The organism is Polynucleobacter sp. MG-28-Ekke-A2 (genome assembly GCF_035012985.1).
In the GTDB taxonomy this organism is placed as follows: domain Bacteria; phylum Pseudomonadota; class Gammaproteobacteria; order Burkholderiales; family Burkholderiaceae; genus Polynucleobacter.
In genome coordinates this window covers 84,922-102,307 of sequence record NZ_JAYGQU010000006.1, presented here as the reverse complement: position 1 = coordinate 102,307, position 17,386 = coordinate 84,922, and the positions used below count along the sequence as shown (strand labels likewise).

Sequence of the window (17,386 nt, the reverse complement as noted above, 5' to 3'; positions counted from 1 at the left end):
ATGCTCTCTAAATTTTTTATCGAACGGCCGGTACTGGCCAATGTGATTGCTCTGGTCATGCTATTGATTGGGGCAGTGTCCATTAATAGCTTGCCGATCGCTCAGTACCCAAATATCGTTCCACCCACGATTCAGGTAACAGCACGATATCCAGGTGCAAGCGCCACGCTTGTACAGCAATTAGTAGCGAGTAATATTGAAACTCAGGTGAATGGTGTCGATGGCATGCTCTATATGGAGTCTGCATCCACCAATGACGGAAACTATACTCTTACCGTTACTTTTAAGGTGGGTACGAATCCTGATTTAGCTCAGGTCAATGTGCAAAACCGAGTGGCTATTGCGCTTCCTTCCTTGCCGCAGTCAGTTCAAAAGCAGGGCGTCACAACCAAAACACAATCGACTGCCATTCTGCAGTTCGTTACCCTGACTTCATCCAATCCGGAGCATGACGGCTTATTTTTAAGTAACTTGGCAAACCTCAAGTTACAGCAACGCTTGGCGCGATTACCCGGCGTAGCTGCCGCCAACGTCTTTGGTGTGGGCAATTACAGTATGCGAGTTTGGCTTGACCCAGCCCAGCTCAAGATGCGCAATTTGACGCCTAGTGATGTGATAGCCGTCATTAATCGGCAAAACGTATTGCTCACAGCAGGTCAAATTGGCGCGCCACCCACACCACTGGGGCAAGATTTTCAGCTGACACTTAATGTCACCAGCGCTATGACAACGCCTGAGCAGTTTGGCAGAATTGTTGTCAAGGCTGGCAACAAGGCTGAAATCACGTACTTGCGTGATATCGCCAGAATAGAAATGGGTAGTCAGAACTACGGTCAATTCTTCAAGATTGATGACAAGCCAGCAGGTGGTATAGCTATTTACCAAATGCCGGGTGCCAATGCGATTGCTACTGCACAAGCAGTTCAGGATGAGATGAAGAGTATTGCCAAGACTCTTCCAAAAGAAGTTACTTGGGCTATTCCGTTTGATACCACGATGTTTGTGAAGGCCTCTATTCATGAGGTTTATAAAACGCTTTACGAGGCGGGCATCTTAGTACTGCTCGTGATTATGATTTTCTTGCAGAACTGGCGTGCCACGCTGGTACCTGCTACAACAGTGCCTGTCACGATTATTGGCGCATTTGCTTGTATGGCTGCCTTGGGCTTCTCAATCAACTTACTCACCTTGTTTGCAATCGTTCTGTGTATCGGTATTGTGGTGGATGATGCGATTGTGGTGGTTGAAGCGGTCTCCAAGAAAGTGGAAGAGGGTGAAGATCCTAAGCGGGGTGCAATTGATGCCATGACTGCTTTGATGGGTCCGATTATTGGTATTACCTTAGTCTTGATGGCCGTGTTTATCCCCGCTTCCTTTATTGCTGGCATTACCGGACAAATGTATCGACAGTTTGCTTTAGTGATTGCAGCAACTGCTTTGATTAGCGGTATCAATGCGATTACTCTAAAGCCAACCCAGTCAGCGCAGTATCTCAAGCCGATTGACCCTAACAAGGTTAAAAATAAGCTCTATCAAAAATTTGATTTGTATTTCAATCGCTTGGCCACTTGGTATGGACACAAGATTGAAGGCTTGATGAAAAATCGAGCTAAAGCATCGATGGTGGGGATTGCGATTATTGCTGCTTCTCTCATCGGCTTGATGTTTGTGCCATCTGGTTTTATTCCAAACGAAGACCAAGGCTATTTGGTGGTTTCAACTACCTTGCCTGATGCGGCCTCTTTGCAGCGTACCGAGAGTGGCATGAAAAAAGCAGTTGATGTCATTAAGAAGGTTCCTGGTGTTGATACCGTAGTGGTGATCGGTGGCATTAATTTGCTGAACAACAGTAGCTCCCAATCTAATGCGGGTGGCTTATACGTCATCATGAAGAAATGGGAAGAGCGGGGCAAAGGAGAGGGCCTGCGTGATATTTATAACAATATGAATCAAGGCCTGAAGCAAGTTCAAGAGCTTAAGTCTTTTGTACTCTTGCCGCCAGCCATTCCGGGCTTGGGTCTATCGGGTGGTTTTGAGATGAGGCTGATGCTGACGGATGGCAGTAATAATTTTGCTAAGTTAGATGCTGCCGCTAAGACCTTTATTGCTGAGGCGCAAAAGCATCCAGAGATCATGATGATCTTTACGCCATTCCAAAACAATGTTCCCCAACTCCAACTCACCTTCAATGTAGGTAGGGCTGAAACTTTTGGCGTCGATATAGGGGATGCTTACGATGTATTGCAATCCTATCTTGGATCCTCTTACGTCAATCAATTCTTCAAATACGGTCAAACCTACCAAGTGTATGTTCAGGCTGATGGTAAGTACCGCAACGCTATAGAGCAAGTAAATCGCCTGTATGTAAAAAACAAGAGCGGCAATATGGTTCCGCTTGGATCCTTCATTGATGTCAAAGACACTACTGGACCTGCGTTTGCTTCACAGTTCCAGCTTTATCCTTCTGCTGCTGTTCTAGGTGCTGCCAATGATGGCTATAGCTCTGGACAGGCGATGAAGGTGCTAGCGCAGGTAGCCGCCAAGACTTTGCCAGATGGGGTCGCGTACCAGTGGGCTGGCATGTCTTATCAAGAAGATTTGGTAGGAAACACCGTAATCTTAATCTTTGCGCTATCGATCTTGTTGGTGTACTTAGTGCTCGCAGCGCAATATGAAACTTGGATAGCGCCGCTAGCTGTTTTGACTGCAGTGCCACTTTCTTTATCGGGTACGGTATTGGCCTTATTGCTTACGGGCCTATCAAATAACATTTATGTGCAGATTGGCCTGGTGTTAATGATTGCGCTCTCATGTAAAAACTCTATTTTGATTGTTGAGGTGGCTATTGAGTGCAGACATAAGGGCATGAGTTTTGTTGATGCTGCTTTAGAGGCTTCAAGAGAACGTTTTAGGCCAATTGTGATGACATCGATTGCCTTTATTTTGGGGGTCATGCCCTTGCTTCTATCTACCGGTGCGGGTGCAGCAGCACGTATCTCCTTAGGCATTACCGTATTTAGCGGCATGATTGCCTCTACCTGCCTTGCAGTGGCATTAGTGCCAGTCTTCTACGTTGAAATCGAAACCTTCTTTGAGCGCCGCGCGAACAAGAAAGCGACCAAGGGTCAGTAATATAAACGAAGCAAATAGGATGTATTGCTGCCCACTCGATCTTACTTAATGATATTTTTGGATCCTAACTTACCCATTTAAGCTATGAAAAAAATGACTCCTATTTCCATTTTGATTTTAATGCTCGGCACTGCTTTAAGTATTCTTTCTACTGCCGTATATGCTGATCCACCTGTTCCTTCTTTTTATGATGAGGTTATCAAAATGAGTCCCGATGGTAAGCTCGGACAAATTCTGAAAAAGGAAAAAATTAAGACGTCTGTTAAGGGTGCTCAAGCTTGGAAGATTGCCTACGTCACATCTGATGTTGGCGGGCGTAAGCATCTTGCTACTGGCTTGGTAGTAGCCCCGATTGGCACTCCACCGAAAGAGGGTAGGCCTATCATGGCTTGGGGGCATGGGACTACTGGCGCCGCACAAAATTGCGGCCCTTCACAAGTTCTTAATCCAACAGCACCCCTCAATGAATACTTTTTAGTTGGCGGAAATTCTTGGACGGATTACGGCATCCCTAGTATTGAAGAATTTATCAAAGACGGATATGTAGTAGTTGCAACGGATTACCAAGGCCTGGGTGGTGGAGGCGAGCATCAATATGCTTTAGCGGCAACCAATGCCATGGATATGATTGATTCGGCTAGAGCTGCTAGTGCCTTAAAGGAGGCTGGCGCCGGTAAGAAGACGATTATCTATGGCTGGTCGCAGGGTGGTGGCGCTGTAGTTGCTGCAGCAAGCATGCCAGAATACATCTCCAAAAAGGGAACAATTGCCGATGGCATTGAGCTCGTTGGCGTGGTTGCCTTGGCTCCAGATGATATTGCCATCATGATGCCCAATTCAACAGCAGATGAAGTGAACGCACAAAAATCATTAAGTGGAATCGTTAAGATGTTCACTGACAATGTTTTTGATTTTTCACATATGGCAATGAGTATGTGGGGTGTGAGGGCTGGTAATCCAAATCTAAAACTCACCGATATCTTTACAACTGACGGCGCTAAAGTGCTGGATGAGGTTATCCGAAACAAATGTATGCATGCTGTGGCAGATACACTGAATTTCAATTACAGCAGCCAATACAAAACATTATTAAAAGATCAATTCACCAATTCTCTTGACTGGACAAAAGCCATGGTCAAGGGCAGCGTGAATCCTGAAAAACCTATTGCACCGGTAGTGATCTATTGGGGTAATAAGGACACCACGAATCCCCCAATCATGGGTAAGCTCTATCAGGAGCAGATGTGTAAATTAGGCGGCAATGTTAATAGGGTTGAGCTGCCAGGAGATCAGTCTCATTTCACAACTCCTGGAGCCTCTGCGCCCCTATATCAGGCCTGGATTAAAGATCGGCTAGCAGGTAAGCCGGCACCAAATAATTGTCAGCTAGCAGCCCAGCTCCCGAGTTAATTCAGGAGCTTTCTAATAAAAAACCCATCTATAGCGATGGGTTTTTTATTTGGACCTTTAGGTTTAACTCTTATGCTAACCCGCCATGACGCAATAAGGCATCAATGCTTGGCTCTCTACCTCTAAAGGCTTTAAAAGATTCAGCCGCAGGGCGACTGCCACCAACCTCTAAAATCTCTTCACGATAACGAGCACCTGTTTTCTCATCTAAGACGCTGCCAGTGAGTTTTGCTGCCTCCTCAAAAGCTGAGTAGACATCAGCAGATAACACTTCCGCCCACTTATAGCTGTAATAGCCAGCTGCATAACCACCAGCAAAGATATGGCTAAAGGTATTGATCCAACGAGAGATGGCTGGTTGTGGAATAACGTTGAATTGATCAGCAATCGCTCTGGAAAGGTCTAATACTGCGTGACCTTGAGCATTCTTCGCATCAAAGCTCGCATGTAAGCGCCAGTCGGTGAGAGACATCACGATCTGACGCAAAGTAATATAACCCTTCTGGAAATTCTTGGCAGCGAGGATCTTGTCATATAACTCGCGTGGAAGAGGCTTGCCAGTTTCGGCATGTGCAGTCATCTTTTCTAGCACTTCCCACTCCCAGCAGAAGTTTTCCATAAACTGGCTCGGTAACTCTACCGCATCCCATTCAACACCATTGATACCTGAAACCCCTAAAGCGCTCACTTGAGTAAGAAGGTGGTGCAAACCATGGCCACTCTCATGGAAGAGGGTGATGACATCATCATGAGTAATGGTAGGTTGACGCAACACACCATCGACCTTGACTGGCGGCGCAAAGTTGCAAACCAAATAAGCAACAGGCACTTGGATTTCACCATTGGGTAAAACTCTACGACCGCGGGCATCATCCATCCAAGCCCCGCCACGCTTGCCAGGGCGAGCATAGGGATCTAGATAGAAGTAGGCCACGATATTACCCTTGGCGTTTTTCACTGAAAAGGATTGCACATCGGTATGCCAAGTTGGTAAATCTGCCGCTTCAATCTTGACGCCAAACAGAGTCTGAATGACTTGGAAGAGACCATCTAATACCTTAGGCAGGGGGAAGTATTGCTTAAGCTCATTCTCCGAAAAGGAATAGCGTTCTTGCTTCAATTTTTCGGATGCAAAAGCAACATCCCATGGCTCTAAGCCATCAGCAATAGATAGCTCGGTCTTGGCAAACTCAGATAGCTCTTGCCAATCTTTTAATGCAAATGGTTTTGCTTTTTGCGCGAAGTTAGTCAAAAAGGAGTCGACTTCATCAACACTGCTTGCCATCTTTGGAGCCAAACTCAGTGCGGCATAGTTTTTGAAGTCGAGCATATGAGCTTCCTCATCGCGCAGTCTTAACTGATCGAGCATGTTCTGAGTATTGTCCCAATCCACTTTACCTTTGGCATATTGGGGTGCCAGTTCAGAAGCGCGGGTGACATAAGCTTCATACATCAAGCGACGCAGCGCACGATTCTCTGAGTACTGCATGACGGGGTAGTAAGAGGGGAAGTGCAGCGTGAATGCCCAACCCTGTAAGTTCTTTTGCTGGGCAATATCTGCAGCGGCTGCAATAGCGTCCTCAGGCAAGCCCACCAAATCAGCTTTATCAGTGATCAGATGAACAAAGCCATCGGTAGCATCTAGAACATGATCTGAAAATGCTTTGCCTAAGGTTGCCTGCTCATCCTGAATTTGTGAAAAGCGCGGCTTGTCTACATCACTGAGTTCTGCCCCGCCCAGACGAAAATCTCGTAAGGAGTTTTCAATTACTTTCTTTTGAGCTGCGCTTAATTTTGAAAAATCAGGCGCTTTACTGAGTTCTTTAAACTTTTTGTAGAGCTCTAAATTTTGACCAAGGCTTGAGAAGAAAGCGGTGACCTTGGGTAGCATCTCGCCATAGGCAGCGCGTAACTCCGGGGTATCGGCAACGCTATTGAGATGGGATATCACACCCCAAGACCTGCCAAAAAATTCAGTAGCATCTTCTAGCGGCTCGGCTAAGGCATCCCAAGTGGATGGAGTACTTGAATTGACTGCCACATCCACAGCATTTTGCGCATGCTTGAGCAAATATTCAATTGCTGGTGCAATATGCTCAGGCTTTACTTCTGAGTAGGCGGCAATACCGCGCCCGAAAGTCACTAAGGGGTTATTTTGTAATTCTGCTGGGAGAGTGCTGAAGGGCGATGTAGATGTGGATGTAGTCATCCCTCTAGCTTAATGGACTGGGAGCAATTTTGCCAAAAGTCCCAGTAATTCCTTAGTGCTTAGTGGCTTTTTCAGCGGCTTCCAAGGTATTCATGAGAAGCATAGTGATGGTCATCGGGCCAACACCACCTGGAACCGGGGTAATCCAGCCGGCGATGTATTTAGCTGTATCAAAATCCACGTCTCCACAGAGCTTGCCGTCAGGCAGGCGATTAATGCCCACGTCAATGACAACGGCGCCGTTCTTTACCATATCGCCAGTAACCATTCTGGGTTTACCGGTAGCAACCACCAGAATGTCAGCATCCTTGGTGTGGTGTGCCAAGTCACGAGTCTTGCTATTGCAAATAGTGACCGTTGCACCGGCTTGCAATAGCAGCATCGCCATTGGCTTACCCACAATATTGGAGGCACCAACAATCACGGCCCGAGCACCGCGAATAGGGTAATCAATGCTTTCGAGAATCTTCATGCAACCATAAGGTGTGCAAGGTTTGAATTCTGGTTGACCAACCATCAAGGCGCCAGCATTTGCTACGTGAAAGCCATCCACATCTTTTTCTGGAGCAATCGCTTCTAAAACTCTCTCAGAGGCGATATGTTCTGGTAATGGTAATTGCACCAAGATGCCATGAATCGCCGGATCTGAATTCAGTGTGGCAATACGAGCGAGTAATTCTTCTTCGCCAAGCTCTACAGAATAGCGCTCTAAAAAAGAATGAAAGCCAACTTCTTCACAGGCCTTCACCTTATTGCGAACATATACTGCACTGGCAGGGTTGTCGCCAACCACGATGACTGCTAAACCAGGTCTGGTGCCTTTGGCGGTGACGATTGCACCACGTGCAGCAATTTCCGTACGTAGTTTTTTAGAAAGGATGTTTCCGTCTAATAATTGAGCTGGCATAGAAAACCCCGGTAATTAATTAGGCTGGGGATCAGACAAAGCCAGGCGGAGTAGGTCGGCAACCGTGTTGACGTTGAGCTTTTCCATGATGTTGGCGCGGTGTGCTTCAACAGTTTTAATAGAAATACCCAGGTCATCAGCAATTTGTTTATTCAAACGGCCTGCAACAATGCGTTCTAGAACTTGGCGCTCACGACCAGTTAACTTGCTGAGTAAGCTCTGGGTAATTTTGCGTTGACTAGCTTGTGAATAATCGATGCGCGCTTTAGCAAGCATACGATCTACTAAACCACAAAGATCATTTTCTTTAAAAGGCTTTTCAATGAAATCCACTGCGCCACGCTTCATCGTGGAGACGGCCATCGATACATCGCCATGACCAGTAATGAATGCAACTGGCATTGGTAGGTTTTCGCTTGTTAAGCGCTCTTGCAATTCAAGGCCTGACATACCAGGCATGCGCACATCCAAAATAGCACAAGAGATGGTGGACTTGTCGGTGCTTTGCAAAGACTGTAAGAAACGTTCTGCGCTTGCATGGCAACGAACAACATAACCATTGCTTTCTAAGAGCCAGGTAAGCGAATCTCTTACCGCTTCGTCATCATCCACCACATAGACAACTTCAGCTTGGTTTGGTTTTGCAGTAGCGCTTAAGTTCATATCAGTTCTCGCGAGGTAAATCTTTAAATTCGAAGTTAAACAGTAGCCTTGGATCCAGAGGATTCCAGTGGTAGGAGTATTGTAAAGGTGCAGCCAGCCAGCTTGGTTTGTTCTGAGTCTTGGACATTGGTGGCCCAAAGCCTGCCATGGTGAGATTCAATAATGGAGCGACAAATATTGAGCCCCATACCCATTCCGTCGGACTTCGTGCTGAAAAACGGCTCAAATATGCGCTCCAGGACGTTTTCCGAGATTCCGCCCCCAGCATCGGTAACCTGGATTCTGAGCATGGCCGGGAAGATGCTGGTGTCTAAATCTGCACTAATCCGAACTGGTGGCGCTGACCAACGGGAGGAAAGGGGGTAAGCCTCACGGACGCTATCCAAGGCGTTTTTCAGAAGATTGACCACTACCTGCAAGATTAGGACTGGATCCAGATTAACTACGGGCAGATTTTCGGCAATTTCCGAGCTAATGACTAAGCGATGGCGGTGGGCTTCAATTTCAACCAAGCCAACCGCATCATTAATAATTTCAGTAATGTTCGCTGCTTTACGTTGAGGCTCGCTGCGCTTTACAAAGCCTCGAATGCGCTGAATGATGGTGCCAGCACGATGGGCTTGTTCAGAAGCCTTTTCTAATGCCGGCAAAATCTCTTTAGTTAGAGCAGGGTCAAGATGCCCATCCAGGCGCTTAGCAACACCCATGCAGTAGTTTGATATGGCTGAAAGAGGTTGGTTTAGTTCATGGGCCAAAGAAGATGCCATTTCACCCATTGTGGTGAGACGACTGGTGAACTGCATTCGCTCTTGTTGTTGGAGCGCCAAATCATCTGCTTCTTTACGAGCGGTAATATCCGTGGCAATCAATAACTGTGCAAGATGTCCATCTACCCAAGGGATGTAACGACGTCTAACTTCAAACCATTGATTATTGTCATCGCCTAGCTGAACTTCTTCAGACTCGGACTCTTGATACAAAAATGGCGTTGGAATTCCTGGGGGGGAATCCTCAAGATCCTCTGCGATAGCTCGCATTGTCATGTTGGTTGTATCGCTGCCCGCTAATTGGAAGTGACCTTTAGAGTTGTCTCCAAAGCGCTCCCGATAAAAACGATTAGCAAATAGCAGGGCGTTAGTCTCCAGCGAGACCACTGACACAGCGGCGTCTAGACTTTCTAGAACGGTGGTAAAGCGATCTTGAGAGGCAGCTAATTCTTCACGAATCTTCTTAGGCTCAGAAATATCAATTAATGAGGTCACCCAACCAGTCTGTTTCCCTTTTTCATTAATCAGTGGGGCAATAAAGGTACGGGTCTGTATCAAGGAGCCATCTTTCTTTAAAATCACCCCTTCGATGCCGACCCTCATTACAACGCTGATGTTGGACTTCATCGCCCGATTCATTTTCTCAACAAGCTCATCTCTTCTACTATCTGGCCAGAACGGAAAGGGCGGAGTGAGACCTATTAACTCTTCCGATGTCCAGCCTGTCATTTCGCAAAATGCTCGATTCACATAAGTAATGCGCTTTTGCATATCATGGGCACGAATACCCACGGGAGTGGAGTCTTCCATTGCATTACGAAAACTAGTTTCTTTGCGCAGACTGGCTTCGGCCTCTTGGCGGACTTGCATTTGCTTTAGTACGGACCACAAACTCCAAACCACGAATGCGCTTAATCCAATCACGACACCAATTAACATCCTGAAGGTGAGGTTGGTTGGCGGAGGATAGGTATCGATGCGTAAATTAATGTTGGGGCTTAAGACCCCAATGTCTAAACTTGTCTGATTGCTAAATGCTCTTTTTGGGGTACCTCTATCGGAAGAGATGCCTAAAACTCTTTCATTGTCAGTGAGCAAGGTAAAGCGGTAATGGGATTTGAGGTCACTTGGCAGGGCATCCAGTATTCCTTGAGTCGTATAGAGTGCCGCCAAGAAACCAACCACTTCTCCACCAACAATATTGGGTACCACTTGCCATAGAACAATTTTTCTATCTGTGGCGATCGGTGCGTCACCCGGTAGATTTAAGGAAACAAACTGACTGAAAGCTGCTCGACTAGTTACTCGGCTAAGCTCAATAGTTGAGGCAAGACTAGAATTAATGGGCTGATCATTTTGAGTTTTGCTAATCCAATCCGATTTGTTACTTTCAGCGGGGGCTGCCCATAGTCGCTGATTTTGATTGTTCAACCAGATGATTTTGACGATCTCATGGTTATTTAAAACGAGATCTTCTGCTTGCTCGCGCGCAATTTGTCTGAGTTTGAATTGATCCTCGCTTGCAGCCATTTCTCGATTAATCGTTGTTAATGCATCAAGGTTGCTAGCGAAACGAGATTGAATGCGCTGCTTGGCAAATGACAGCTCTCTAAATAGGGCAGCCTCTTGCTGATTCTTTTCTTGTAAATGCAGCGTTCCCAAAATAATGCCCATGACTGCTGTAAACAGAACAATGGCTAAAAGCGGGGTGTAAACAATCCTAAATCCACGTATTTTGCGGAGCCACCTAATGGGGCTAAGGACTAGGCTGGAAAATGCTGTTTTTCTCATGAATACAAAGCATTTTGCCCTATTTGACTGTGCAAAAAGTCAATTCAGACCTTTTTATAGCTTCTTATTTGCACCGCAATATAATACCACATTATGAGAAATACTATCATTATGTGGAAAATTGCTTGTTTACACCCATATACCTTCCTAGAATGTTGGCTATAGAGTTGATGACAAATTAAGCACTATTTAATGGAGACAAAAATGGCAGCAGTTCCAGATCAAGTATTAGGTAAACAGAATACTCAGGATGCAGATCCTGGCGAGACTCAGGAGTGGTTACAAGCGCTCGATGGCGTGATTCGTAACGAGGGTCCTGAAAGAGCTGCCTATCTCATCGATCAACAAATTTCTCATGCTCGTGTAAACGGAGTGGTACAGCCATTCCATGCTGAGACTCCTTATATCAATACTATCCCTGTTGAAAATCAAGCACGTTTACCTGGCGATCAAAATATAGAACATCGCATTCGTTCATACACGCGGTGGAATGCTATGGCGATGGTGCTGCGTGCGAACAAAGACACGAACGTTGGTGGACACATTTCATCATTTCAGTCAGCGGCTACTTTGTATGACGTTGGCTTCAATCATTTCTGGCACGCACCGTCCCCCGAGAATGGTGGCGACTTAATATTTGTGCAAGGCCACTCTGCTCCGGGTGTCTATGCACGTGCTTATATGTTGGGCCGTCTCGAAGAAGGTCAGCTCAACAACTTCCGCCAAGAAGTTGGCGGTAAAGGCATCTCTAGTTATCCACATCCTTGGTTGATGCCAGACTTCTGGCAGTTCCCAACCGTATCGATGGGCTTGGGCCCGATCATGGCGATTTACCAAGCGCGCTTTATGAAGTACCTAACAGACCGCGGCTTCATTCAAGAGCAAGGCCGTAAAGTTTGGGCATTCTTGGGCGATGGCGAAACCGACGAACCAGAATCCTTGGGTGCGATTGGTATGGCCGGTCGTGAAAAACTCGATAACCTGATTTTCGTAATTAACTGTAACTTGCAGCGTCTAGATGGACCAGTGCGCGGCAACGGCAGCATCATTCAAGAGCTTGAGAGCGAGTTCCGCGGTGCCGGCTGGAATGTGATTAAGGTAGTGTGGGGCGGTCAGTGGGATGCTCTCTTTGCACGAGACAAAAAAGGCATCCTGATGCAACGCTTAGGTGAGATCGTTGATGGCCAGTATCAGACTATGAAGTCTAAGAACGGCAGCTACGTTCGCGAGATCGTTTTCAATACTCCAGAATTAAAGGCGTTAGTAAGTGACTGGAGTGATGATGAAATTTGGCAACTGAATCGCGGTGGTCATGATCCACATAAGGTTTATGCAGCATTCCATGCGGCGGTAAATCACAAGAATCAACCTACAGTGATCCTAGCCCACACCATTAAAGGTTATGGCATGGGTGGCTCAGGTGAGGCGATGAACATTGCCCACCAAGCGAAGAAGATGAACGATGACGACGTGCGTCGCTTCCGTGATCGCTTTGAGATTCCCGTTAAAGATGAAGAGTTGGACGAAATGCCTTTGGTCAAGTTTGCCGAAGGCAGCCCTGAATTGGAATATATGAAGGCGCGTCGTCAAGAGTTGGGTGGTTACTTGCCGCAACGTCGTACTAAAGCGGAGAGCTTGCCAGTCCCTGCTTTAGAAGTATTTGCTCCATTGCTTGAGGCCACTACTGAAGGCCGTGAGATTTCTACTACCATGGCATTTGTACGCATACTCAATACAGTAGTGCGCGATAAGGTCTTGGGTAAGCGGGTAGTGCCGATTGTTCCGGACGAGTCCCGTACCTTTGGTATGGAAGGCATGTTCCGTCAATTAGGAATCTGGAATCAATTAGGCCAACTTTACACACCAGAAGATCATGATCAATTGATGTTCTACAAAGAGGACAAGACAGGTCAAATTCTGCAAGAAGGCATCAATGAAGCCGGCGGTATGTGCGACTGGATCGCTGCTGCGACTTCTTATTCCACCCATGGCGTACCCATGTTGCCTTTCTATATCTTCTATTCCATGTTTGGTTTCCAGCGTATCGGTGATTTAGCCTGGGCCGCAGGAGATATGCGTAGTCGTGGTTTCTTGCTGGGCGGTACGGCTGGTAGAACCACATTGAACGGCGAGGGCTTACAGCACGAAGATGGCCATAGTCATTTGTGGAGTGGTGCGGTTCCAAACTGCATCAGCTATGACCCAACCTTCTCATTTGAATTGGCCGTAGTAATTCAGGATGGTATGCGTCGTATGTTGGAAGTTCAGGAAGACGTGTATTACTACGTTACTTTGATGAATGAAAACTATTCACACCCAGCAATGCCTAAGGGTGCGGAGAAAGACATCATCAAGGGCATGTATAAGCTCAAGTCCGTTGGTGACGACAAAGCAAAGCTACGTGTACAGCTCTTAGGTTCAGGAACGATCTTCCGTGAAGTGATTGAAGCTGCAGAGATTTTGCATAAAGACTGGGGTATTGCTTCAGACTTGTGGGGTTGCCCAAGCTTTACTGAGCTAGGCCGTGATTGGACTGCGGTTCACCGTAGCAATTTATTGAACCCAAGTGCTGCGCCAGCCTTATCTCATGTAGAGAAGTGCCTGAAAGATACTGCAGGCCCAATCGTTGCAGCTACCGACTATGTTCGTCTATTTGCTGAGCAGATTCGTCCAGCAATTCAGCACATGGGTCGCCGTTATGAAGTATTGGGTACTGATGGCTTTGGACGTTCTGATACTCGTGAAAAACTCCGTGACTTCTTTGAAGTGGATCGTCGCTGGGTCGTCCTCACTGCCTTGAGATCTTTGGTTGACTCTGGTCAGCTTGATCGCTCTAAGTTAGTTGAGGCGATTAAGAAGTACAACATTGACGTTACTAAACCAAACCCAATGACGGTTTGATAAGAGATAAATACTATGAGTCAAATAATTGAAATTAAAGTCCCCGATATTGGTGACTATAAAGATGTACCCGTGATCGAGGTCTTGGTCAAGGCGGGTGACAAGATTGAGAAAGAACAATCCATTGTTGTACTGGAGTCTGATAAAGCCACCATGGATGTTCCTTCTTCACACTCTGGGATTGTGAAAGAAGTCAAAGTCAAAGTAGGCGACAACCTGTCTGAGGGATCCCTTGTAATTACCTTGGAAGAGGGCGCGGCATCAGCTCCAGCTCCAGCAGCAGCCTCTGTAGCAAGTGCACCTATGGCAGCGCCTGTAGCAGCAAGTACTAGCGGCGCACCTATTGAAATCAAAGTCCCGGATATCGGCGACTATAAAGAGGTACCAGTGATCGAAGTCTTGGTTAAAGCCGGTGACAAGATTGAGAAAGAACAATCCATTGTTGTGCTGGAATCTGATAAAGCCACCATGGATGTTCCGTCATCACACTCAGGCATCGTCAAAGAAGTTAAGGTAAAGGTGGGCGATAACTTATCGGAAGGATCGGTAGTTGTCATCTTGGAAGGTGGGGCATCTGGCGTATCGACTCCTGTATCCACTCCTGTATCCACTCCTGCAGCTGCACCAGCCGCGCCAGCAATTAAAGCGGTAGAGCCTCCGATTGCGCGCGCACCCGCACCACCTCCTATCAGCAATACTCCCCCGCCAGTCGACGACGCAGTAAGTCATGCAAGTCCATCTGTGCGTAAGTTTGCACGTGAGCTTGGCGTCACCATTACGCAAGTTAAAGGATCTGGCCCTAAAGGTCGCATTACTCAGGAAGACGTCCAAGCATTTGTGAAGGCGGCTATGAGTAGTGGTGCAGGTAGTCCTGCGGCTGCTTCAAGCGGCGGTAGTTTAGGTGGTTTGAATCTGATTCCTTGGCCTAAGGTTGATTTCACGAAGTTTGGTGAGATCGAGCGTCAACCACTCAACCGTATTAAGAAACTTACTGCAGCCAATTTGGGTCGTAACTGGGTGATGATTCCGGCTGTGACTTATCACGAAGATGCTGACATCACTGATTTAGAGGCATTCCGCGTTCTCACCAATAAAGAGAATGAGAAGAAGGGCGTCAAGATCACGATGCTCGCTTTCTTAATGAAGGCTGCAGTAGCTGCATTGAAAAAATATCCAGAGTTCAACAGTTCTTTGGATGGTGATGATCTGATTTTGAAGAAATACTTCAATATTGGATTTGCTGCAGATACTCCAACTGGATTAGTTGTGCCGGTCATTAAAGATGCTGATAAGAAAGGTATCTTTGAATTAGCTAAAGAGACTTCAGATTTAGCAGCCCTTGCCCGTGATGGCAAATTAAAGCCAGATCAAATGCAAGGCGCTAGCTTTACGATCTCATCACTAGGTGGTATCGGTGGAACGTATTTCTCCCCAATCGTGAATGCTCCTGAAGTAGCCATTATGGGCGTGAGTAAAGCGGCTATGAAGCCAGTGTGGGATGGTAAGCAGTTTGTGCCACGCCTCATTTGCCCATTGTCTCTCTCTGCAGATCACCGCGTGATTGATGGTGCTTTAGCTACCCGCTTCAATGTGTACATTGCTCAGCTCTTGGCCGACTTCCGTCGCGCCAGTCTGTAAGGGGGATCTATGGCTAAGCAAATGATCCTTGTCCCGGATATTGGCGATTACTCAGATGTACCCGTCATTGAAGTGCTAATTAAAGTTGGTGATGTTATCGAAAAAGAGCAGGCGCTACTAGTTCTCGAATCCGATAAAGCAACCATGGAAGTTCCAGCCGATGCTGCAGGTACTGTTACTAGTATTGCAGTCAAGCTTGGAGATAAAGTGAGTAAAGGTTCTGTGATTGCGGAGATTGAGGCTAGTGGTGCAGCGCCTGCGCCTCAACCGGCTCCAGCAGCAATATCTACTACATCAACTGCGCCAGCGGCGCCAGCTACACCAACAATGACAGCTGCCCCTGCTCCAGTAGCAGGGCAGTACAGCGGTAAGGTTGATCATGAGTGTGAAGTGTTGGTACTTGGTGCTGGCCCTGGTGGTTACAGCGCGGCGTTTCGTAGCGCCGACTTGGGCATGAATACCGTTTTAGTGGAGCGTTACCCCACTTTAGGCGGGGTTTGCTTAAACGTTGGGTGTATTCCATCCAAAGCATTGCTGCACACCACCTCAGTCATGGATGAAGTCAAAACGATGGCTAAGCACGGCATTACTTTTGGCGCGCCGAAGATTGAGATCGATCAACTCCGTGGTTACAAAGAGTCCGTCATTGCTAAATTGACTGGCGGTCTTGCTGGTATGGCAAAGGCTCGTAAGGTAAAGGTGGTGCGTGGTCTAGGCAAGTTCTTGGATGCAAACCATGTTGAAGTTGAGTTAACGGATGGTATTGGTCAGGATCTCACTGGTCAAAAAGAAGTGGTGCGCTTTCAGAAGGCCATCATCGCTGCGGGCAGTCAGCCAGTGAAACTACCATTCTTACCAGAAGACCCGCGTATTGTAGATAGCACTGGCGCCTTGTTACTTAAGAGTATTCCTAAACGGATGCTCGTTATTGGCGGCGGCATTATTGGCTTAGAGATGGCTACGGTTTACAGCACACTAGGTTCACGTATTGATATCGCCGAGATGATGGATGGCTTGATGGCGGGCGCCGATCGTGATTTAGAAAAGGTCTGGGAGAAGTTCAATGCCGGACGTTTTGAAAAAATTATGCTTAAGACTCGTGCCGCTAAAGCAGAAGTTAAGCCTGACGGAATTCAAGTTTCTTTTGAGGGTGAGAACGCGCCGGCTGAACCACAAACTTATGACTTGGTGTTGGTTGCAGTAGGCCGTACTCCGAACGGCAAAAAGATTGATGCCGGTAAAGCGGGTGTGCAGGTGGATGAGCGCGGCTTTATTCCTGTTGACAAACAGATGCGGACTAATGTCTCTCATATTTTTGCAATTGGCGACTTGGTTGGTCAGCCGATGCTGGCGCACAAGGCAGTACATGAAGGTCACGTTGCTGCGGAAGCTGCTGCTGGCGAAAAATCTTACTTCGATGCCAAGCAAATTCCATCGGTTGCCTACACTGATCCTGAAGTGGCATGGGCTGGCTTGACAGAGGAGCAATGTAAAGCTCAAGGCATTGCTTATGAGAAAGGTTTATTCCCATGGGCAGCTAGTGGACGCGCGATCGCTAATGGACGTGATGAAGGTTTCACAAAACTCATTTTTGATGCTACTACCCATCGCATTATTGGTGGCGGTATTGTGGGAACACACGCTGGCGATTTAATCGGTGAGGTGTGCTTAGCCATTGAAATGGGTGCTGATGCGGTGGATATCGGTAAAACGATTCATCCACACCCAACCTTAGGTGAGTCAGTGGGTCTTGCGGCTGAAGCAGCCCACGGCCATTGCACTGATTTGCCGCCAGTGAAAAAGAAATCTTAAGTAGCGCTTAAGGTGCAAAAGAAAAAGCCCTGAGCGATCGGGGCTTTTGCACTTCAGCATCTATGAAATCAGTTTGGCATTGAGCTCACGAATACGTTCATCCACATAGTAGCCCCCGCATTCGGTATATCGGAGGTATTTAGCTCCACAATGCTT

The 17,386-nt window shown here is 47.0% G+C and carries 9 protein-coding genes; 5 read left to right on the top strand and 4 right to left on the bottom strand.

Annotated elements, in window-relative coordinates; genetic code table 11:
* Both VC188_RS05715 and VC188_RS05710 read left to right on the top strand, forming a co-directional pair.
* Nucleotides 1-3,132 carry an efflux RND transporter permease subunit gene (locus VC188_RS05715; RefSeq protein WP_323483314.1) on the top strand — a complete coding sequence of 1,044 codons (3,132 nt, stop codon included), beginning with the start codon at nt 1-3 and terminating at the stop codon, nt 3,130-3,132.
* A gap of 93 nt (nt 3,133-3,225) precedes the next feature.
* Nucleotides 3,226-4,542 (top strand): alpha/beta fold hydrolase, encoded by a 1,317-nt coding sequence (locus VC188_RS05710; RefSeq protein WP_323483313.1) that lies wholly within the window; start codon nt 3,226-3,228, stop codon nt 4,540-4,542.
* A gap of 70 nt (nt 4,543-4,612) precedes the next feature.
* Here VC188_RS05710 and VC188_RS05705 read toward each other — a convergent pair whose 3' ends face one another.
* Genes VC188_RS05705 through VC188_RS05690 form a run of 4 tightly spaced genes read right to left on the bottom strand, consistent with a single transcriptional unit; the run spans nt 4,613 to nt 10,879 of the window.
* Nucleotides 4,613-6,751, bottom strand: coding sequence for a M3 family metallopeptidase (locus VC188_RS05705; RefSeq protein WP_323483312.1), 2,139 nt, complete (start codon nt 6,749-6,751; stop codon nt 4,613-4,615).
* A 52-nt stretch (nt 6,752-6,803) separates the two neighbouring features.
* The gene (folD, locus tag VC188_RS05700) at nt 6,804-7,658 is read right to left on the bottom strand and encodes a bifunctional methylenetetrahydrofolate dehydrogenase/methenyltetrahydrofolate cyclohydrolase FolD (RefSeq protein ID WP_323483311.1); all 855 of its coding nucleotides are present in this window, start codon (nt 7,656-7,658) and stop codon (nt 6,804-6,806) included.
* A gap of 15 nt (nt 7,659-7,673) precedes the next feature.
* The gene (locus VC188_RS05695; RefSeq protein WP_072582210.1) at nt 7,674-8,321 is read right to left on the bottom strand and encodes a response regulator transcription factor; all 648 of its coding nucleotides are present in this window, start codon (nt 8,319-8,321) and stop codon (nt 7,674-7,676) included.
* Nucleotides 8,322-8,356: 35 nt separating this feature from the next.
* A complete protein-coding gene (locus VC188_RS05690) occupies nt 8,357-10,879 on the bottom strand; it encodes a PAS domain S-box protein (RefSeq protein WP_323483310.1) in 2,523 nt (840 codons plus the stop codon).
* Between the two features lie 204 nt (nt 10,880-11,083).
* Between VC188_RS05690 and aceE the strand changes: the two genes are divergently transcribed.
* The 3 genes from aceE to lpdA are packed head-to-tail and all read left to right on the top strand — an operon-like array spanning nt 11,084 to nt 17,230.
* Complete coding sequence (gene aceE / locus VC188_RS05685) at nt 11,084-13,780, top strand: pyruvate dehydrogenase (acetyl-transferring), homodimeric type (RefSeq protein WP_323483309.1); 2,697 nt, start codon at nt 11,084-11,086, stop codon at nt 13,778-13,780.
* A 15-nt stretch (nt 13,781-13,795) separates the two neighbouring features.
* Nucleotides 13,796-15,418, top strand: coding sequence for a dihydrolipoyllysine-residue acetyltransferase (aceF, locus tag VC188_RS05680; RefSeq protein ID WP_323483308.1), 1,623 nt, complete (start codon nt 13,796-13,798; stop codon nt 15,416-15,418).
* A 9-nt stretch (nt 15,419-15,427) separates the two neighbouring features.
* A complete protein-coding gene (gene lpdA, locus VC188_RS05675; RefSeq protein WP_323483307.1) occupies nt 15,428-17,230 on the top strand; it encodes a dihydrolipoyl dehydrogenase in 1,803 nt (600 codons plus the stop codon).
* Nucleotides 17,231-17,386 lie beyond the last annotated feature (156 nt).

Bases quoted from the DNA above. Each gene is read 5' to 3' on its own strand.
- VC188_RS05715 (WP_323483314.1), top strand. From the start codon at position 1: ATGCTCTCTAAATTTTTTATCGAACGGCCGGTACTGGCCAATGTGATT.
- VC188_RS05710 (WP_323483313.1), top strand. From the start codon at position 3,226: ATGACTCCTATTTCCATTTTGATTTTAATGCTCGGCACTGCTTTAAGT.
- VC188_RS05705 (WP_323483312.1), bottom strand. From the start codon at position 6,751: ATGACTACATCCACATCTACATCGCCCTTCAGCACTCTCCCAGCAGAA.
- folD (WP_323483311.1), bottom strand. From the start codon at position 7,658: ATGCCAGCTCAATTATTAGACGGAAACATCCTTTCTAAAAAACTACGT.
- VC188_RS05695 (WP_072582210.1), bottom strand. From the start codon at position 8,321: ATGAACTTAAGCGCTACTGCAAAACCAAACCAAGCTGAAGTTGTCTAT.
- VC188_RS05690 (WP_323483310.1), bottom strand. From the start codon at position 10,879: ATGAGAAAAACAGCATTTTCCAGCCTAGTCCTTAGCCCCATTAGGTGG.
- aceE (WP_323483309.1), top strand. From the start codon at position 11,084: ATGGCAGCAGTTCCAGATCAAGTATTAGGTAAACAGAATACTCAGGAT.
- aceF (WP_323483308.1), top strand. From the start codon at position 13,796: ATGAGTCAAATAATTGAAATTAAAGTCCCCGATATTGGTGACTATAAA.
- lpdA (WP_323483307.1), top strand. From the start codon at position 15,428: ATGGCTAAGCAAATGATCCTTGTCCCGGATATTGGCGATTACTCAGAT.